At 73.3% G+C, this 18,028-nt stretch carries 18 protein-coding genes; 17 read left to right on the forward strand and 1 reads right to left on the reverse strand.

What is annotated here, in order from left to right; genetic code table 11:
- Nucleotides 1-72: 72 nt before the first annotated feature.
- From ACYVHQ_RS01680 to ACYVHQ_RS01695, 4 genes are read left to right on the forward strand one after another with little or no spacing between them, the layout of a single operon-like run.
- Complete coding sequence (locus ACYVHQ_RS01680) at nt 73-1,422, forward strand: M16 family metallopeptidase (protein ID WP_460510328.1); 1,350 nt, start codon at nt 73-75, stop codon at nt 1,420-1,422.
- A 14-nt stretch (nt 1,423-1,436) separates the two neighbouring features.
- Complete coding sequence (locus ACYVHQ_RS01685; protein WP_460510330.1) at nt 1,437-2,039, forward strand: histidine phosphatase family protein; 603 nt, start codon at nt 1,437-1,439, stop codon at nt 2,037-2,039.
- A 23-nt stretch (nt 2,040-2,062) separates the two neighbouring features.
- Complete coding sequence (gene dapB / locus ACYVHQ_RS01690; protein WP_460510332.1) at nt 2,063-2,806, forward strand: 4-hydroxy-tetrahydrodipicolinate reductase; 744 nt, start codon at nt 2,063-2,065, stop codon at nt 2,804-2,806.
- A gap of 1 nt (nt 2,807) precedes the next feature.
- Nucleotides 2,808-3,275 carry a hypothetical protein gene (locus ACYVHQ_RS01695; RefSeq protein WP_460510334.1) on the forward strand — a complete coding sequence of 156 codons (468 nt, stop codon included), beginning with the start codon at nt 2,808-2,810 and terminating at the stop codon, nt 3,273-3,275.
- On the opposite strand, the gene ACYVHQ_RS01700 is transcribed toward ACYVHQ_RS01695, so the two are convergent.
- Nucleotides 3,272-4,177: a TIGR01777 family oxidoreductase gene (locus ACYVHQ_RS01700; RefSeq protein ID WP_460510336.1), complete on the reverse strand. Its 906-nt coding sequence runs from the start codon at nt 4,175-4,177 to the stop codon at nt 3,272-3,274. The two genes, ACYVHQ_RS01695 and ACYVHQ_RS01700, sit on opposite strands and share 4 nt — an antisense overlap.
- A gap of 127 nt (nt 4,178-4,304) precedes the next feature.
- Between ACYVHQ_RS01700 and thyX the strand changes: the two genes are divergently transcribed.
- The 13 genes from thyX to ACYVHQ_RS01765 all read left to right on the forward strand — a co-directional run bounded on the left by thyX (nt 4,305) and on the right by ACYVHQ_RS01765 (nt 18,021).
- A complete protein-coding gene (gene thyX, locus ACYVHQ_RS01705) occupies nt 4,305-5,072 on the forward strand; it encodes an FAD-dependent thymidylate synthase (RefSeq protein WP_460510339.1) in 768 nt (255 codons plus the stop codon).
- Between the two features lie 89 nt (nt 5,073-5,161).
- Complete coding sequence (dapA, locus tag ACYVHQ_RS01710) at nt 5,162-6,139, forward strand: 4-hydroxy-tetrahydrodipicolinate synthase (RefSeq protein WP_460510341.1); 978 nt, start codon at nt 5,162-5,164, stop codon at nt 6,137-6,139.
- A gap of 46 nt (nt 6,140-6,185) precedes the next feature.
- Nucleotides 6,186-7,868 carry a ribonuclease J gene (locus ACYVHQ_RS01715; RefSeq protein WP_460510343.1) on the forward strand — a complete coding sequence of 561 codons (1,683 nt, stop codon included), beginning with the start codon at nt 6,186-6,188 and terminating at the stop codon, nt 7,866-7,868.
- A gap of 121 nt (nt 7,869-7,989) precedes the next feature.
- Nucleotides 7,990-9,009, forward strand: coding sequence for an HlyD family efflux transporter periplasmic adaptor subunit (locus tag ACYVHQ_RS01720; protein ID WP_460510345.1), 1,020 nt, complete (start codon nt 7,990-7,992; stop codon nt 9,007-9,009).
- The gene (locus ACYVHQ_RS01725; protein WP_460510347.1) at nt 9,009-9,740 is read left to right on the forward strand and encodes an ABC transporter ATP-binding protein; all 732 of its coding nucleotides are present in this window, start codon (nt 9,009-9,011) and stop codon (nt 9,738-9,740) included. Before ACYVHQ_RS01720 ends, ACYVHQ_RS01725 begins: the two co-directional genes overlap by 1 nt.
- A complete protein-coding gene (locus tag ACYVHQ_RS01730) occupies nt 9,740-10,969 on the forward strand; it encodes an ABC transporter permease (protein ID WP_460510349.1) in 1,230 nt (409 codons plus the stop codon). Before ACYVHQ_RS01725 ends, ACYVHQ_RS01730 begins: the two co-directional genes overlap by 1 nt.
- 82 nt (nt 10,970-11,051) lie before the next feature.
- Complete coding sequence (locus ACYVHQ_RS01735) at nt 11,052-13,886, forward strand: FtsK/SpoIIIE family DNA translocase (RefSeq protein WP_460510351.1); 2,835 nt, start codon at nt 11,052-11,054, stop codon at nt 13,884-13,886.
- A gap of 2 nt (nt 13,887-13,888) precedes the next feature.
- The gene (pgsA, locus tag ACYVHQ_RS01740) at nt 13,889-14,518 is read left to right on the forward strand and encodes a CDP-diacylglycerol--glycerol-3-phosphate 3-phosphatidyltransferase (protein WP_460510353.1); all 630 of its coding nucleotides are present in this window, start codon (nt 13,889-13,891) and stop codon (nt 14,516-14,518) included.
- Nucleotides 14,515-15,018, forward strand: a complete 504-nt coding sequence (locus ACYVHQ_RS01745; protein WP_460510355.1) for a CinA family protein — start codon at nt 14,515-14,517, stop codon at nt 15,016-15,018. Before pgsA ends, ACYVHQ_RS01745 begins: the two co-directional genes overlap by 4 nt.
- A 156-nt stretch (nt 15,019-15,174) precedes the next feature.
- On the forward strand, nt 15,175-15,483 hold the full coding sequence (locus ACYVHQ_RS01750) for a helix-turn-helix domain-containing protein (RefSeq protein ID WP_460510357.1): 309 nt from the start codon (nt 15,175-15,177) through the stop codon (nt 15,481-15,483).
- 128 nt (nt 15,484-15,611) lie between these two features.
- Nucleotides 15,612-15,836 (forward strand): DUF3046 domain-containing protein, encoded by a 225-nt coding sequence (locus ACYVHQ_RS01755; protein WP_460510359.1) that lies wholly within the window; start codon nt 15,612-15,614, stop codon nt 15,834-15,836.
- A gap of 320 nt (nt 15,837-16,156) precedes the next feature.
- Nucleotides 16,157-17,221, forward strand: coding sequence for a recombinase RecA (gene recA / locus ACYVHQ_RS01760; RefSeq protein ID WP_460510361.1), 1,065 nt, complete (start codon nt 16,157-16,159; stop codon nt 17,219-17,221).
- Entirely contained in the window at nt 17,218-18,021 is an 804-nt protein-coding gene (locus tag ACYVHQ_RS01765; protein ID WP_460510363.1) for a regulatory protein RecX, read from the forward strand. The genes recA and ACYVHQ_RS01765 overlap by 4 nt, the downstream gene beginning before the upstream one ends.
- Nucleotides 18,022-18,028: the final 7 nt, after the last annotated feature.

Consider the following 18,028-nt stretch of genomic DNA (forward strand, 5'->3'; position numbering starts at 1 on the left):
TGTGGGTCCCCCTTCTGTACCCCAGTGCAGGTGCCAGGGCCTTCCGGGGCGTCGTCCCGTAGGCTCGACCTGATGAACGGCCCGGTCCCCCTTCCCCTCGACGCGGTCGATCTGTCGTTCGTCGCGACGGGCGACGCGGTCGTCCGTCGGACGGTCCTGCCCTCGGGCACGCGCGTGCTGACCGAGGCGGTCCCCGGTGCGCGGAGCGCCACGGTCGGCTTCTGGGTCGCCGTCGGGTCCCGCGACGAGTCCGTCGCGGACCGCGGCTCGACCCACTTCCTCGAGCACCTGCTCTTCAAGGGCACCCCCACGCGCACCGCGCTCGACATCGCGGTCTCCTTCGAGTCGGTGGGGGGCGAGCACAACGCCGCCACCGCCAAGGAGCACACCTGTTACTACGCCAAGGTGCGCGACGTCGACCTGCCCTCGGCGGTCGACGTGCTCGCCGACATGGTCACCTCGAGCGTCCTCGATCCCGGGGAGTTCGAGACCGAGCGCGGCGTCATCCTCGAAGAGCTCGCCATGGCCGACGACGACCCCGCCGACGTGGCCGGCGAGCGCCTCTTCGAGTCCGTCTTCGGCGACCATCCCCTGGGGCGGCCCATCGGCGGTTCGCCCGACGCCATCCGGGTCGCGCGGCGGGACGACGTCGTCGACCACTACCGGGAGCACTACGGGGCCGGCGCGCTGGTCGTGTCCGTGGCCGGGGCGGTCGACCACGACGACGTGGTGCGCCGGGTGTCCGCGGCGCTCGACGCGGCGGGCTGGCGCGACCGGGCCTCCGGTCCGTCCGCGCGTCGTCGACAGGGGGCCGCCGTCCTGACCCAGGGCAGGCCCGTCACCGTGGTGCGCCGTCCGCTCGAGCAGGCGACGGTGCTGCTGGGCGTCCCGGGACTCGCCGTGGGCGACCCGCGCCGTCCGGCGCTGGGCGTGCTCAACGCGGTCCTGGGCGGGGGCATGTCGTCGCGGCTGTTCCAGCAGGTCCGCGAACGTCGCGGCCTCGCGTACTCGGTCCACAGCTTCGGCCCGAGCTACTCCGACGCAGGCCTCTTCGGCCTCTACGCCGGGTGCGCCCCGCGCAACGCCCCCCAGGTCGCCGCGCTCATGCTCGACGAGCTGGCGGGGCTGGCCGACGGGGGCATCACGACCGACGAGCACCGTCGCGCCGTGGGGCAGCTGGGCGGTGCCGCCGCGCTCGTCCTGGAGGACAGCGACACGCGCATGAACCGCCTCGGTCGCGCCGAACTGACGACGGGGGAGTTCGTCGACCTCGACGAGTCGCTCCGCCGGCTCGAACGGGTCACGGCCGACGACGTGCGCGAGCTCGCCGCGACGCTGCTGCGCGGCCCCCTCTCCACCGTCGTGGTGGGCGAGGTCGACGAATCTGCCCTCCCGGCGACGGCGCCGGCGGGGGCCCGGTGAACCAGGAGGCCTCCGTGTCGCACTACCTCTACCTCGTCCGGCACGGCGAACAGCAGGACGCAGAGCACGGACTGCCCGACGGCCCGTTGTCGGAGCGAGGCAAGCGCCAGGCGCGCCTGATCGCCGAGCGGCTGGGCGGGGTGCCCTTCGACGCGGCCTGGCACTCGCCGCTGGAGCGCGCCACCGAGACCGCGCGGATCATGACCGAGCGCATGCCAGCGCTCGCCTGCGAGCCCTCGACGCTCCTCTTCGACTGCGTGCCGAGCGGCCCCACGAGCGACATGCCCCAGGCGTACAAGCCGTTCTTCGGAGCGGTGACCGACGACGAGGTCGAGGCGGGGCAGGCGCAGATGGCGGACGCCGTCTCGGAGTGGCTCACGCCCTCCCGGGAGGACCGCCACGACCTGCTGATCACGCACAACTTCGTCATCGGCTGGTTCGTCCGCGAGGTCTTCGGAGCACCGGCCTGGCGCTGGATGGGCATCAACCAGGCCAACGCGGGCCTCACGATCATCCGCGTGCGCTCGGCCAAGCCGCCGGAGCTCGTGACCCACAACGACCTCGGGCACCTGCCGGTCGAGCTGCGCACGGGGCTCCCCGTCGAACAGCCCATCTGACGGCTCCCGGTAGGGTCGTGGGCATGACCACGCGCATCGCGGTCGTGGGCGCGACCGGCACCCTCGGCTCCTACATCGTCGGCCTCGTCGAGGCCGCACCCGACCTCGAGCTGCACGCGGGGCTCTCCTCCCGGGACGCCCTCTCCGCGATGGAGGGCGCCGACGTCGTCGTCGACGTGACGCACCCGGCGGTCAGCCCCGCCGTCGTCGAGCACGCCGTGCGGGCCGGCCTGCCGGTGCTCGTGGGCACCTCGGGCTGGAGCGCCGATCGTCTCGCCTCGCTCACCGCGCTGGTGCGCGACGTCGCCGACCCCGCGGTGGGACCGGGCGTGCTCGTCGTGCCGAACTTCTCGCTCGGCTCGGTCCTCGCCACGCGGTTCGCCACCGTCGCCGCCCGCTTCTACGAGTCGGTCGAGATCATCGAGGCCCACCACGAGGGCAAGGTCGACTCGCCGTCGGGCACCGCGGTCCGCACGGCCGAGCTCGTCGCCGAGGCCCGCCGCGACCTCGGCCCGGTCGACGCACCGCACGCCGACCAGCGGGCCCGGGGCCAGCAGGTCGCGAGCGTGCCGGTGCACAGCCTCCGTCTCCGGGGCGTCGTCGCGCGACAAGAGGTCGTCCTGGGCGGGCAGGGCGAGACGCTCACCCTCCGGCACGACACGATCTCGCAGTCCGCGTACGAGCAGGGCGTGCTCGTGGCGCTCCGGGCCGTCCGCGGCGTCCGCGGCGTGGTCGTGGGCCTCGACCGCGTGCTCGACCTCGACTGACGTGCGGGGCCGCGTCGCCGCCGCCGTCATGGTGGCGCTCCTGGTGCTCTACCTGGTGCTCGTCGGTCACCGCGCGTGGCTGTTCGTCGCGAGCGGGGAGCCCGTCGCCGTCGTGCTCGGGGCGGCCCTCGTGGTGCTCCCGCTGCTGGGCGCCTGGGCACTGTGGGCCGAGGTGTCCTTCGGGTTCCGCTCCCAGCAGATCGTGCGGCAGATGGCCGCCGAGGGGACCCTCCCCGTCGACGACGTGCCGCGGCGCGCCTCCGGCCGTTACGACCGGGCGGCGGCCGACGCGGCCTTCCCGCCCTACGCGGCCGAGGTCGAACGGCGACCGGACGACTGGCGGGCGTGGTTCCGGCTCGGCCTCGCGTACGACGCGTGCGGTGACCGCAGGCGCGCCCGGCGGGCGGTGCGTCGCGCCGTCGCCCTGCGACGCACCGACGCGTCCGCCCGTCCGGGCGGCGCGGGCTAGAGCAGCGGCAGGAGCGCGTCGAGCGCCTCGTCCAGCGTGCGGTGCCGGAAGGCGAACCCGTCGGCGAGCAGTGCCTCGGGGACGACGCGCTGACTGGCCAGCAGCATCTCGCGCCCTGCGTCGCCCATCGCGTTCGCGATGACGCCCTCGGGCACCCTCAGGGCGTGCGGCCGGTGGAGCTCCTGCGCGAGGCCCGTCGTCACCTGGGCGCTCGTGGCCGGCTCGGGCCCGACGAGGTTGACGGGACCGGACAGCTCCGACGTGAGCAGGTGCCCGATGGCGGCGGCCTCGTCGTGGAGGCTGATCCAGGGCCAGTACTGCTTCCCCGACCCCATCGTCGCCCCGAGGCCGAGCCGGGTGAGGGGCACGAGGGGCTTCACGGCTCCGCCCGGTCCGAGCACGATGCCCGTGCGCAGCAGCGCCACGCGCGTGCCCTCGGGCGCGCCCGTGGCGGCCCGTTCCCAGGCCTCCACGACGTCGGCGAGGAACCCGTGCCCCTTGCCGGCGTCCTCGGTGAGGCGGTCGAGGGGGCGATCGCCGTAGAAGCCGACGGCCGAGCCGCTGAGGAAGGTGCGCGGGGGCGTGTCCGTGCGCGCCATCGCCCGCACGAGCGTCGTGGTCGCCTGCACGCGGGAGTCGCGGATCTCCCTCCGGTAGCGGGGCGTCCAGGGCAGACGGCCCAGGGGCGCGCCCGAGAGGTTGACGACGGCGTCCACGCGTCCCAGCAGGTGGTGGTCGACGATGCCGTGGGCGGGCGACCAGGCGTGCTCGTGCTGCGCCCGGGGAGCCCGGCGGACGAGCGAGAGCACGGTGTGCCCCTCCGCCCGCAGCTGCTGGGTGAGCTCGGTGCCGATCATGCCCGAGGCCCCCGCGATGAGCACGGTCTGCGTCTGGTCCGTCATGGTCCCTCTGCCTTCGTCGTCGCGCCGGGACGCCCCCGGCCCCTGCCACCGTAGGCGCGCCTCCTGCGGCTCGCCTGCGGCTCGCCCTGGGCTCGCCCACCGTGGCCCGGAGGGTAGAGTCGTCGCCGTGACCGAGACCCCCGCGACCCCCGCCCACGACCTCGTCTTCCGCTCCGACGTCACCGTCGAGCTGGTCCGGGCCAACGCCTCCGACTCCGACGTCGTCTTCGCGGCGAGGGTGTCGACGCAGGGGGAGCAGACCCTCGACATCGCCCAGGGCGCGGAGACCAGCGTCGACCCCGAGGTGCAGGCGCGCCGGGACCGGGGCCTCATCAACTACCTCATGCGCGACCGCCACGGGTCGCCCTTCGAGCACAACTCGATGACCTTCTACGTGCAGGCACCGATCTTCGTGTTCCGCGAGTTCATGCGGCACCGCATGGCCAGCTACAACGAAGAGAGCGGTCGCTACCGCGAGCTGCGCCCGGTCTTCTACGTGCCCGGTCCGCAGCGCAACCTCGTGCAGGTCGGCAAGCCCGGTGCCTACGAGTTCCTCGCCGGCACCGACGAGCAGCACGCGATCGTCGACGACGAGGTGCGACGCACGTCGGCCGAGGCCTTCGCCTCGTACCAGCGCATGCTCGAGGCCGGCGTCGCCCGCGAGGTGGCCCGCGTGGTCCTGCCCTTGAACATCTACTCGTCGATGTACGTCACGCTCAACGCCCGGTCGCTCATGAACTTCCTGAGCCTCCGCACGAAGAGCGACGACGCCTCGTTCCCGTCCTTCCCCCAGCGCGAGATCGAGATGTGCGCCGAGAAGATGGAGACCGCCTGGACCGAGCTCATGCCGGGCACGGCGGCGGCGTTCGCGGCGAACGGGCGCGTGGCGCCCTGACCGAGGGGCAGGAGGGCACGGGTCGCGACGCTGCGGCGACCCACGTCCGGCAGGCTGCCGTGCGCGCCGCTGCCGGTACGCTGGTGCCCGTGTCGAACAACAGCAATCCCTTCGGTCAGGTCCTCGTCGCGCTCGTCACCCCCTTCACCGCCGACGGCGAGGTGGACTGGCCCGGGGTGGAGCAGCACATCGACGACTGCATCACCGCGGGTGCGGACGGCATCGTCGTCACCGGCACGACGGGCGAGACCAGCACCCTGACCGACCCCGAGAAGCTCCGCCTCGTCGAGGTCGGCAAGTCGGTGGCCGCGGGTCGCGCCAAGATCGTCACGGGCGGCGGGTCGAACGAGACCGCGCACGCGATCCAGCTCTACAAGGCGAGCGAGAAGGCCGGCGCCGACGGCGTCATGATCGTCACGCCCTACTACAACAAGCCGACGCAGGCGGGCGTGCTGACGCACTTCCGCATGATCGCCGACGCGACCGACCTGCCCGTGATCCTCTACGACATCCCCGGCCGTGCGGGCATCCCCATCACGTACGAGACGCTGCTCCGGGCGGCGAAGCACCCGAACATCCTCGCCGTGAAGGACGCCAAGGGCGACTTCGCTCAGGCGAGCCGGGTGATGAACCAGACCGACCTGCTGTACTTCTCGGGCGACGACGCGAACGTGCTGCCGCACCTGGCGATCGGGGCCTCCGGTCTCATCGGCGTCACGGCCAACATCGCCGCCGCGCCGTACCGCACGATCGTCGACGCCGTGAACGCGGGCGACCTGCACACGGCGACCGCAGCGCACCAGCAGCTCGAGCCGCTCGTGCGCGCCGTCATGACGCACGTGCCCGGCACCGTGGCCGCGAAGTACGTGCTGCACGGCCTGGGCCGCATCTCCAGCCCGCGCGTCCGCCTGCCCCTGGTGGGCCCGGAGGACAGCGAGGCGGCCCTCATCGAGGACGAGCTCTCGAAGGTGGGCCGGATCCCCGGCCTCGACCTGTCGCGCTTCCGCCCCGACCGCAACGCCGCCGCGGGCGGCGCCCTGCCCAAGGTGCACGGCACCACGCGCTGACGCGCGGACCACGAGGGGCGGCGCCCCGCTCTCCCAGGAGGACCTGATGCACCCGACGACGACACCCCACGCCCCGGCGCCGCTCGCCGAGGGCACCCTGCGCATCGTCCCGGTCGGCGGCCTCGGCGAGATCGGCCGCAACATGACCGTCTACGAGCTCGACGGCGAGCTGCTCGTCGTCGACTGCGGGGTGCTGTTCCCCGAGGAGCACCAGCCGGGCGTCGACGTGATCCTGCCCGACTTCTCGCCGATCCGGGACCGCCTCGACGACGTGCTCGCGATCGTCCTGACGCACGGGCACGAGGACCACATCGGCGCCGTGCCGTACCTGCTCCGGCTCCGCCCGGACATCCCGCTCGTCGGGTCGCAGCTGACGCTCGCCCTCGTCGAGGCGAAGCTCAAGGAGCACCGCATCAAGCCGTTCACGCTGGTCGTGGCCGAGGGCGGGCGCGAGCAGCTCGGCCCCTTCGACCTCGAGTTCATCGCGGTCAACCACTCCATCCCCGACGCGCTGGCCGTCGCCGTGCGCACGACGGCGGGCACCGTGCTGCACACGGGCGACTTCAAGATGGACCAGCTGCCCCTCGACGGGCGCATCACCGACCTGCGCGCGTTCGCCCGGCTCGGCGAGGAGGGCGTGGACCTCTTCCTGCCCGACTCGACCAACGCCGATGTGCCGGGCTTCACCCCGCTCGAGCGCGACATCGGCCCGGTCCTCGACGACGTCATCCGCCGGGCACCCCGGCGCGTCGTCGTCGCGAGCTTCTCGAGCCACGTGCACCGCGTCCAACAGGTGCTGGACGCCGCGCACGCGAACGGTCGCCGGGTGGCGTTCATGGGACGCAGCATGGTGCGCAACATGGCGATCGCGGCCGAGCTGGGCTACCTCACGGTGCCGCAGGACGTCCTCATCGACGCGAAGAGGGCGAAGGACCTCCCCGACGAGCGCATCGTCTACATGAGCACGGGCTCCCAGGGCGAGCCGATGGCCGTCCTCGCCCGCATGGCCAACCTCGAGCACCCCATCGAGATCGGCGCCGACGACACCGTGATCCTCGCCTCCAGCCTCATCCCCGGCAACGAGAACGCCGTCTACCGGGTCATCGACGGGTTGACCAAGCTCGGCGCCACCGTCGTGCACAAGGGCAACGCGAAGGTGCACGTGTCGGGTCACGCCGCCGCCGGGGAGCTGCTCTACTGCTACAACGTCCTGCGTCCGAAGAACGTCCTGCCGGTCCACGGCGAGCACCGCCACCTCCACGCCAACGCCGCGCTGGCGCAGCGCACGGGCGTGCCGGCGGCGAACACGATCCTCGGCCAGGACGGCATCGTGGTCGACCTCCGCGACGGCGTCGCCGAGGTCGTCGGGCAGCTGGACCTGGGCTACGTCTACGTGGACGGCTCCACGGTCGGAGGGATCACCGACGCCGACCTCAAGGACCGGCGCATCCTCTCGGAAGAGGGCTTCATCTCGGTCTTCGTGGCCGTCGACGAGGCCAGCGGGCGCGTCGTCGTCGGCCCCGAGGTCCTGGCACGCGGCTTCGCCGAGGACGACTCCGTGTTCGACGACGTCGTGCCCAAGATCGTGGCGGCGCTCACCGAGGCCGCCGACGCGGGCACCCGCGACCTGCACGCCCTGAGCCAGGTCGTCCGCCGCACGACGGGCCGCTGGGTGAACACCCGGCACCGCCGCCGGCCGATGATCGTGCCGGTCGTCGTCGCGGCGTAGTAGCCCGCCCGATCCGTCCCTCGGCCCCCAGGTGATCATCCTGGGGGCTGAGGTGCGCTCGGGCGGTGATGCCCTAGGGTCGGGGGCGTCATCTGATGTTCCACGAGGGGGGCCTGCGCGCATGGGCGTCGCCAAGACCTGGATCTTCCCGATCCTCCGCATCCTGATCCTGCTGGCGATCGCCGTCGCCCTCGTCAAGGTCGCCTTCTTCCCGACCGCGGCGCAGGGCGACGACGACGTCACCGTACCGACCGGCGAGCTGGCCGAGCCGGTCGTGGCCGTCGCCCGAGGGACCGTCGTCAACGACGTCGTGGTCGACGCGAGCGTGGCGGCCGACGCGCCGAGCGCGGCCAGGGCCACGCTCGCAGGCGAGGTCTCCGAGGTCTACGTCGAGCCGGGAGAGGCCGTCGAGGCCGGGCAGAGCCTGGTCGGCCTGCGCCGCGAGACGCCCCGGGATCCCGTGGTGCAGCCCGACGGGACGGTCGTCGAGAAGCAGCCGCTCGTCGAGACGGCCGTCGTCACGGCCCCCGTCGCCGGCACCGTCGCCGAGCTGCCGGTCATCCGCGACCAGGCCGTCGCCGTCGGCGACGCCGTCGCCCAGGTCGCACCGGGGAGCTTCCACGTCACCGCCTCGCTCGGCGCCGCCCAGCTGTACCGGCTCGTCTCCCGGCCCACGGAGGGCACGGTCGCGATCGCCGGGGGACCGGCGCCCTTCGCCTGCACCGGCCTCGTCATCGGCACCGGCGCCTCCGGAGCGCCCTCGGCCGACGCTGGCGCGTCCTCGTCCGACGGGTCCGACGGATCGACCGGCGGCGAGCAGCAGGTCACCTGCTCCGTCCCGGGCGACGTGACGGTCTTCGCCGGTCTCGCGGCCGAGCTCACGGTCCCCGCCGGCGTCGCGACGGACGTCCTGACGGTGCCGCTCACGGCCGTCGAGGGTGCGGCCGGCAAGGGCATCGTCCGCACGGTCACGCCCGAGGGCGAGCAGGAGGAGCGCGAGATAGGCCTCGGGGTGTCCGACGGCACCACGGTCGAGGTCACGAGCGGCCTCGAGGAGGGGGAGGAGGTCCTCGAGTTCGTCCCCGGGGCGCCCGCCGTGGAACTGGGCTGCGGCCCGGACGGCCTCGAGGCCTGCGGCTGATGACGCTCGTGGCCCTGGAGGGCGTGACGAAGACCGTGCCGCTCGCCGACGGGGGTCGGCTGACGATCCTCCGCGGCGTCGACCTCGCCGTCGAGGTGGGCGAGCACATCAGCATCGTGGGCCGCTCCGGTTCGGGCAAGTCGACCCTGCTCAACCTGTTGGGCCTGCTCGACTCGCCCACCAGCGGCGTCCACTCCTTCGACGGGGTCGACGTCGCCACGCTCCGCACGGGGCGTCGCGACCGCCTCCGCGGCGAGCAGGTCGGCTTCATCTTCCAGCAGTTCAACCTGCTGCAGGGGCGCACGGCGCTCGAGAACGTGACGACCCCGTTGCTCCAGGCGACGGGGCGGCGCTTCTGGCGCCGCCGCCGCCTCGCGGCGGAGATGCTCGAGCGGGTCGGGCTCGGGCACCGTGCCGAGGCCATGCCGCACCGTCTCTCGGGCGGGGAGCAGCAGCGCGTGGCCATCGCGCGGGCCCTCGTCCGTGAGCCGAGGTTGATCCTCGCCGACGAACCGACCGGCGCGCTCGACGTCGAGACGGGCTCCACCGTGATGGCGCTGCTCGACGACGTCGCACGGCAGAACGGCGCCGCGCTCGTGACGATCACCCACGACCCCGCGGTCGCCGCGCTCGCGACGCGGCACCACGAGCTGGACGCCGGCGTGCTGTCCGCCGCGGTGCCGACCGGGGCGCGCGTCGCGCGCGCCGAGCAGCTCGAGGCGGCCCCGTGATGCGGGTCGTGACCAGCGTCGTCGGTGCGGTCGTCGAGGCGTGGGCCGAGCTGCGCGTCAACAGGCTGCGGGTCCTGCTGAGCCTCCTGGGCGTGGCCGTCGCCGTGGCGGCCATCACGGCGACGACCGGCGTCGGGGCGCTCGCCGAGCAATCGGCCCGCGAGAGCCAGGAGCGCTACCAGGGGCGCCCGGCGACGTTCGTGCTGGAGGCCTACGCGACCGGAGGCGCCTCCCTCGATCCCGCGGACGTCGACGACGCCTTCAGCAGCGCCACCGCGCGCCACGGCATCACCTGGACCAGCGTCCACACCTACGCCCAGCGGGAGGTGCAGTTCGCGGACGGCGTCGTCGAGGTGCCCACCGAGGTCGTCGAGGTCCCCTTCGCCGAGATGCACCGCCTGCGCGTCGCCGAGGGTTCGTGGTTCACCGAGCGCGACGCCGACCGCCTGGCGCCCGCGCTCGTCGTCAACGACGCCTTCTGGCAGCGCCTGGGCGCGCCCGAGGTCGCGACGCACCCGACGGTGCGCCTCCTGGGGGCGGACGCCGTGACGGCCGTGGTCGTCGGGGTCACGCCCGCTCCGGGCTGGGAGGAGTCCCCGGCGGCGTTCATGCTGCCGGTCGACCGCGACCTCCGCTCGGCCACGGCCCTCGCCGGCGGGTACGGCGACGAGCAGCCGCAGCACGAGATGTGGGTCCCCGAGGGCGACGGCGAGGCGCTGGGCGAGCTCGTGCGCAGCGAGGTCGCGTCCGCGCTGGGCGACGACGTCGACGTGGTCGCGAACCGGCAGGACTACGCGGCCGGTCAGGAGGGCGACCCGTTCCTGCCCGTCAAGCTCGCCATCGGTGGCGTGGGAGTGCTCGTCCTCCTGCTGGGCGGCCTCGGCCTGGTCAACATCGCCCTCGTGACCGTGCGGCAGCGCATCCGCGAGATCGGCGTGCGCCGCTCCTTCGGGGCGACGGCGCCGCGCGTGTTCTTCTCCGTGATGCTCGAGAGCGTGGCGGGCACCGTGCTGGCCGGACTGGCCGGGGTCGCGGTCGCCGTGGCCGTCGTCCAAGACCCGACGGTGCAGGGCTTCATCGCGCAGGGGCCGCTCGAGGACGTCCCGCCCTTCCCCGTCGGGGCCGCCGTCCTGGGGCTCGTCTCGGCGACGGTCATCGGAGCCGTGGCGGGCCTCCTGCCGGCCCTGGTCGCCGTGCGCGTCAAGGTGATCGACGCGATCCGCTACTGACGGGCGGGCCAGAGGCGCGGGGCGGGTCGGACGCGCCGCACGCCTCCGGGCCGCGTCGGTGGCGCCGGGTACCGTGGAGCCCATGGCCACGCCCACCAAGCCGACCGCTCGACAGCGCTCGTCGTCGCGCCCGTCGACGACGACGAAGGCCACGAAGAAGCTGCCCGTCGCCCAGCCCCGCCCCGTCGACGAGGGGCCGAACCTCCTCGTCCGGGCCTGGATGGGCCTGGCGCACATGACGGGCGCCGGGTTCCGGCTCCTCGGCCGCGAGGACCTCGAACGGGGCGAGCGCCGCGACGGCGTGCCGTTCCTGCTCGTGCTGCTCGCCGTCGCCGGCGCCGTGGTCGAGTGGCTGAACCCCACCGACCCGCTGGCCCAGGCCTTCGACGCCTACACGTTCGGCGGCCTCCTGGGCCGGGTGGCCTACGCCCTGCCGGTCATCATGGTCCTCTTCGCGGGGTGGCTCTTCCGGCACCCCAGCTCCGTGCACGACAACACCCGCATCGGGATCGGCCTCGGCCTCTCCCTGGTCTCGGTCAGTGCGCTCTGCCACATCTTCGGCGGCCAGCCACAGGCGTCCGCCGGCCTGCCCGAGCTCGCCACCGGTGGCGGCGTGCTCGGCTGGGTCGTCGCCAGCTGGCTCGTCGCCCTCGCCACGGAGTGGGTCGCCGTGCCGCTCGTCGTGGCGTTGCTGGTGCTGTCGCTGCTCATCATCACGAAGACCCCGCCCAACCGCATCGGGCACCGCCTGGGCGAGCTGTACGCCTGGCTGTTCGGCGAGACGACGGACGCCTCCGACGACGCCGTCGGCGGAGCCCCGACGGGCGCGAAGGGCAAGGGCAAGGGCAAGGCCGCGGGCGCCGGCCCGGACGACGACGACGCCGAGGCCCAGCTGCCCTGGTGGCGACGCAACGAGTCCGGTCGTGAGGACGACCCCGCCTACGACACCCCGCTCATCGCGCCCGTCGACGACGCCCCGTACGCACCGCCGAAGAAGGGACGCAAGGCCCGTGCGGCCGAGGCGGCCGCGCCGGACGCACCGACCGTCCCCGCCCCGCTGCCCGGTCGCGACGGGCCGGCGACCGCCGAGACCGACGTCTTCTCCGCCGAGCTGCTCGACGACCTCGCGTTCGCCGAGGACGCCGTCCGGCACGCCGGCGGCACGGTGCCCGACCCCGTCGCCGAGACGACGGTCCTGCCCGTGCTCGACGAGGGCGAGAGCGACGCCGCGTCGGCGTTCCTGGCGCCGTCCGACGACGAGCCGGCGCCGCCGTCGCTCGAGGGCGTCGATCCGGCCACGGCCAGCAGCCCCTACCACCTGCCGTCGGCGACCGTGCTCGAGCTGGGCCCGCCCGCCAAGGCGCGCAGCGAGGCCAACGACGCGATCGTGCGGGCCATCACCACCGTCCTCGACCAGTTCGGCGTCGACGCGAAGGTCACGGGGTTCAAGCGCGGGCCCACGGTCACGCGCTACGAGATCGAGCTCGGCCCGGGCGTGAAGGTCGAGCGGGTCACGGCGTTGACCAAGAACCTCGCCTACGCGGTCGCCTCGAACGAGGTCCGCATCCTCTCGCCGATCCCGGGCAAGAGCGCCATCGGCGTCGAGATCCCGAACACCGACAAAGAGGTGGTCGCGCTCGGCGACGTGCTGCGCTCCGCCGCCGCGGCCAAGAGCACGCACCCGCTGACGATCGGCGTCGGCAAGGACGTCGAGGGCGGGTACGTCGTCGCCAACCTCGCGAAGATGCCGCACCTGCTCGTGGCCGGCGCCACCGGGTCGGGCAAGTCGAGCTTCGTCAACTCGATGATCACGTCGCTGCTCATGCGGGCGAAGCCGACCGACGTGCGCATGGTGCTCATCGACCCCAAGCGCGTCGAGCTGTCGATCTACGCCGGGGTGCCGCACCTCATCACGCCCATCATCACGAACCCCAAGAAGGCCGCCGAGGCGCTGCAGTGGGTCGTGAAGGAGATGGACATGCGCTACGACGACCTCGCGAGCTTCGGGTTCCGGCACATCGACGACTTCAACCGGGCGGTCGTGGCCGACGAGATCGTGCTGCCCGCGGGCAGCGAGCGCAAGCTCAAGCCGTACCCGTACCTGCTCGTCGTGGTCGACGAGCTCGCCGACCTCATGATGGTGGCGCCGCGCGACGTCGAGGACAGCATCGTGCGCATCACGCAGCTGGCCCGCGCCTCGGGCATCCACCTCGTGCTGGCGACGCAGCGTCCCTCGGTCGACGTGGTCACGGGGCTCATCAAGGCGAACGTGCCGTCGCGCCTCGCGTTCGCGGTCACGAGCGTCACCGACTCGCGGGTCATCCTCGACCAGCCCGGGGCCGACAAGCTCATCGGCCAGGGCGACGGGCTCTTCCTGCCCATGGGCGCGTCGAAGGCCATGCGCGTGCAGGGCGCCTGGGTGCAAGAGAGCGAGATCACCCAGGTCGTGCAGCACGTCACGAGCCAGGCGCGGCCGGAGTACCGGCCCGACGTGGCCGCCGTCGTCGAGAAGCGCGAGATCGACGGCGACATCGGTGACGACCTCGAGCTGCTCGTCGCGGCTGTCGAGCTCGTCGTGGGCACGCAGTTCGGGTCCACGTCGATGCTCCAGCGCAAGCTCCGCGTGGGGTTCGCCAAGGCCGGCCGCCTCATGGACCTCATGGAGTCGCGCGACATCGTGGGGCCCTCGGAGGGCTCCAAGGCGCGCGACGTCCTCGTCACGGCCGAGCAGCTGCCCGGCACCCTGGACAAGATCCGGGGCGGCGGCGGCGCGAGCCCGGCCGTCCCGGGCCACGGCGCAGGAGGCGCGAGCCCGATGGCCGTCCACGACCCGGTCGAGGCCATGACGCGGGGCTACGACGAGGTCGACGGCGACGAGGGCGACCACGACGCCTGGCAACTGACGGGACGGGACTGACCATGACGACACCTCCGGGCCGTGGCGGTTCGTTCCCCTGGCGCGGCCGCGTGCTGCGCAAGGGGCCGGGGCCGGCCAGCACGGCCAACGTCGCCAACGTGGTGACGGTCCTGCGCATCCTGCTCGCCCCCGTCTTCATCGCGATGCTCCTCGTCGACGGGGGCGACGACGGGGCGCTGCGCCTCGCGGCGGCCGTCCTCTTCGTGGTGGCGATCCTCACCGACAGCCTCGACGGCATGCTCGCGCGCGGGCTCGACCTCGTGACGGACTTCGGCAAGCTCGTCGACCCCATCGCCGACAAGGTCCTGGTGGGCGGGGCGCTGGTCGCGCTGACGGTCCTGGGGGAGCTGCCCTGGTGGGTGACGGCGCTCATCCTGCTGCGCGAGGTCGGCATCACGGTCTACCGCTTCGCCGTGCTGCGCGACCGGGTGATCCCCGCCTCGCGGGGCGGCAAGGCGAAGACGGTGCTGCAGGCGGTCGCGGTCACGCTCGCCCTGTTCCCGTGGTGGCACCTGGTCGGCGACGCCGCCCACGTCGTGAACACCGTGACCATGACGCTGGCCGTCGTCGCCACGCTCGCCTCCGGCGCGGACTACGTGCGCGTCGCCGTGAAGCACGGCCGGACCTCGTGAGCCTCGCTGCCGACGTCGTCGCCGAGCTCGCCCACCGTGGTCTGACGGTGGCCGTGGCCGAGTCGCTCACGGGCGGGCTGGTCGTCGCCGCGCTGGTGAGCGTGCCGGGGGCGTCGGCGGTCGTGCGCGGGGGAGTCGTGGCGTACGACACGGAGCTCAAGCACACGCTGCTCGGCGTCGACGCGGGCCTCCTCGAGGAGCGCGGGCCGGTCGACGGCGACGTGGCCGCCGCGATGGCGACGGGGGTGCGCGACCGCCTGGCGGTCGACGGCCGCCCCGCCGACGTCGGGTTGTCGACCACGGGCGTGGCCGGGCCGGACCCGCAGGGCGGGCAGGCACCGGGCACCGTGTTCGTCGGCGTGGCCCTCGGGGACGGCGTGCGCGTCGTGCCGCTGCAGCTCCTCGGCGACCGCGCGGCCATCCGCGCGGCCTCGGTCTCCGAATGCCTCTCGACCCTGCTCGCACTGCTCCGCGAGGGTCCGTCGGGCTCGTCCCGGTAGCGGGAATGTCGGGGCGGGTGCACGGGTTGCACACCGTGGGTTCACAAGCGTCGCCCAGTGCCGACTGGTTACAGTGGCAGTCGGCCACGGCGCTCGTGGCACCCTTCCACCTCATCGTCCCGACGGGGTGGGTCGTCATGAACGGAGGAGGGTCCCATGGTCCTGGTACGACAAGAGATCGGTGACGTCCTTCGAGACTTCCGCCTGCAGAAGGGCCGGACGCTCCGTCAGGTCGCCAGCAAGGCGAGCGTGGCCCTGGGCTACCTCAGCGAGGTCGAGCGCGGTCAGAAGGAGGCGAGCTCCGAGATCCTCGCCTCGGTGGCCGACGCCCTCGACACCCCGATCTCGGTCATCATGCGCGAGGTCGGCGACCGGCTGGCCGTCGTCGAGGGGCTGGCCACGGTCCCCGACACCCTGCCCGACGACCTCGTCGCCGAGTTCGACCCCGGGCTCGCCGTCCGCTGACGCGGACCCCGAGACACCGACGACGCCCCGGCTCCGGCCGGGGCGTCCGTGCGTCCACGGGTGACCGCAGGGCCCCGACGCGGCGCCCGGGCGAGGACCGTGCACCTCGTGCCGGATACGATCGACCGATGCGCACGAGCGAGTTCACCGTGGCCGTCGTCTCCGAGTTCGGCGAGGCCTACGCCCCCGTGGTCACGAAGGACGTCGTGCTCCACGACCTCGGCGACCGCACGGCGCAGCAGGCGCTGCGCGACGGCGTCCCGCCCCGCGACGTCTGGATCGCGCTCTGCGAGGCGCAGGGCGTGCCCGAGGCCAGGCGGCACGGCGTCGGCCTGCCCCGCCCGCCGCGCTGACGACGAGGGCGTCGTCCCCGGGGGCCGGGAGGCGCGGAGGCGGCCCGTCGGTGTGTTCGGAAGGCTGCGGCGCGTCGCTCGAACGCGTGTTCGGACGCTGCTAGCCTCCACAGGAGGGCGGTGATGTCGCTCGTCCACAGGTCCTCCGCCGTCGCTCGTCGATGTCGGGGGTCACCCGTAGCGTGTCGACATCGACGCTCCACCGTCGCCGGCCACCCCGGCGGCACCAGCCTTGTCGTACAGCTGGTGACCTCGCACCACGGGTCGGCAGCGACGCGACAGCCTACAGGCGCACCGGCATCCACCGAGAGAGAGATCCCATGCCATCAGCAGCAGACCGCGAGAAGGCCCTCGAGACCGCGCTCGCCCAGATCGACCGACAGTTCGGCAAGGGTGCCGTGATGCGCCTGGGCAGCGACGAGCGTGCTCCGGTCGCCGTCATCCCCACGGGCTCCATCGCCCTCGACGTCGCGCTCGGCATCGGCGGGCTGCCCCGCGGGCGCATCATCGAGATCTACGGTCCCGAGTCCTCGGGAAAGACCACGCTCACGCTCCACGCCATCGCCAACGCCCAGCGCAACGGCGGCATCGCAGCCTTCATCGACGCCGAGCACGCGCTCGACCCCGAGTACGCCAAGAAGCTCGGCGTCGACATCGACGCCCTCCTGGTGTCGCAGCCCGACACGGGCGAGCAGGCGCTCGAGATCGCCGACATGCTCGTCCGGTCGGGCTCCATCGACCTCGTCGTCATCGACTCGGTGGCGGCCCTCGTGCCGCGCGCCGAGATCGAGGGAGAGATGGGCGACTCGCACGTCGGCCTGCAGGCGCGCCTCATGTCGCAGGCCCTCCGCAAGCTCACCGGTGGTCTCAACACGACCGGCACGACGATGATCTTCATCAACCAGCTGCGCGAGAAGATCGGCGTGTTCTTCGGCAGCCCCGAGACGACCGCCGGCGGCAAGGCGCTCAAGTTCTACGCCTCGGTCCGCCTCGACATCCGTCGCATCGAGACCCTGAAGGACGGCAGCGACGCAGTGGGCAACCGCACCCGCGTCAAGGTGGTCAAGAACAAGATGGCCCCGCCCTTCAAGCAGGCCGAGTTCGACATCCTCTACGGCGTCGGCATCTCCCGGGAGGGCAGCCTCATCGACTTCGGCGTCGAGCACGGCATCGTCCGCAAGTCCGGCGCCTGGTACACCTACGAGGGCGACCAGCTGGGGCAGGGCAAGGAGAACTCGCGCAACTTCCTGCTCAACAACAAGCCCGTCGCCGACGAGATCGAGCAGAAGATCCTCGCGAAGCTCGGCGTGGGCGGTGCGAAGGCACCCGTCGAGGCGCCGGTCGAGTCCATCCAGACGAAGATCGCCGCGCGCAAGGGCGCATGACCGCGCCTGACGCCGGCGCGGACGACCTCGCCCCCGTGACGCCGCTCTTCGGGCGTCGCGGGGGTGCGGCCCGGGCCGGTGGGGCCCCGGCAGGGGCCGCAGCGAGCGACCCCTCCTCGAGCACCGACGTCGGTCGCGCGTCGACGACGGGCCCCGACGGGGGTCGGACGTCCACGGCCACCACCGACGCCGAGCGCCGCGCTCTCGCAGCCGTGACGGAGCACTGGGCTGCTCCCGCGACGGGCGCGATCGACGATCGTGCCCACGACGACGAGCCGGACGGGCCGGACGAGCCCGAGGGGCTCGAGGCGCAGCGCCGCAGGGCCGAGAACGTCAGCCTGCACGCGCTCTCCCGGCGAGGCGTCTCCTCCGCGGAGATGACGCGACTGCTCCGCGATCGCGATCTCGACGAGTCCGTCGTCGCCGACGAGGTCGCGCGCCTCGAGGGGGTGGGGCTGCTCGACGACGCACAGCTGGCCCGTGACCTGGTCGAGCAGAAGCAGCGTCGCAAGGGTCTCGGTCGCGGCGCTGTCTCGGCGGAGCTGCGGCAGCGCGGCCTGGACGGCGACGCCGTCACGGCCGCGCTCGACGACATCGACGACGACGACGAGCAGGCGCGCGCCGACGAGTGGGCCCGCAAGCGGGCTTCGTCGCTCCGCGGGCTCGACCGGGAGACGGCCGAGCGACGGCTGCACGGCTACCTGCAGCGTCGGGGCTACCGCTCCGAGACCGTGCGACGAGCGATCGAACGGGCACTGCCCCGCGGCGGCGCCAAGGGTGGCGGCGTCCGCTTCGAGTGACGGCACC

This window comes from Frigoribacterium salinisoli, from assembly GCF_054781095.1.

Coding starts and splice junctions, on each gene's coding strand:
- ACYVHQ_RS01680 (WP_460510328.1), top strand. CDS start 73: ATGAACGGCCCGGTCCCCCTTCCCCTCGACGCGGTCGATCTGTCGTTC.
- dapB (WP_460510332.1), top strand. CDS start 2,063: ATGACCACGCGCATCGCGGTCGTGGGCGCGACCGGCACCCTCGGCTCC.
- ACYVHQ_RS01700 (WP_460510336.1), bottom strand. CDS start 4,177: ATGACGGACCAGACGCAGACCGTGCTCATCGCGGGGGCCTCGGGCATG.
- ACYVHQ_RS01715 (WP_460510343.1), top strand. CDS start 6,186: ATGCACCCGACGACGACACCCCACGCCCCGGCGCCGCTCGCCGAGGGC.
- ACYVHQ_RS01720 (WP_460510345.1), top strand. CDS start 7,990: ATGGGCGTCGCCAAGACCTGGATCTTCCCGATCCTCCGCATCCTGATC.
- ACYVHQ_RS01725 (WP_460510347.1), top strand. CDS start 9,009: ATGACGCTCGTGGCCCTGGAGGGCGTGACGAAGACCGTGCCGCTCGCC.
- ACYVHQ_RS01730 (WP_460510349.1), top strand. CDS start 9,740: ATGCGGGTCGTGACCAGCGTCGTCGGTGCGGTCGTCGAGGCGTGGGCC.
- ACYVHQ_RS01735 (WP_460510351.1), top strand. CDS start 11,052: ATGGCCACGCCCACCAAGCCGACCGCTCGACAGCGCTCGTCGTCGCGC.
- pgsA (WP_460510353.1), top strand. CDS start 13,889: ATGACGACACCTCCGGGCCGTGGCGGTTCGTTCCCCTGGCGCGGCCGC.
- ACYVHQ_RS01750 (WP_460510357.1), top strand. CDS start 15,175: ATGGTCCTGGTACGACAAGAGATCGGTGACGTCCTTCGAGACTTCCGC.
- ACYVHQ_RS01755 (WP_460510359.1), top strand. CDS start 15,612: ATGCGCACGAGCGAGTTCACCGTGGCCGTCGTCTCCGAGTTCGGCGAG.
- recA (WP_460510361.1), top strand. CDS start 16,157: ATGCCATCAGCAGCAGACCGCGAGAAGGCCCTCGAGACCGCGCTCGCC.
- ACYVHQ_RS01765 (WP_460510363.1), top strand. CDS start 17,218: ATGACCGCGCCTGACGCCGGCGCGGACGACCTCGCCCCCGTGACGCCG.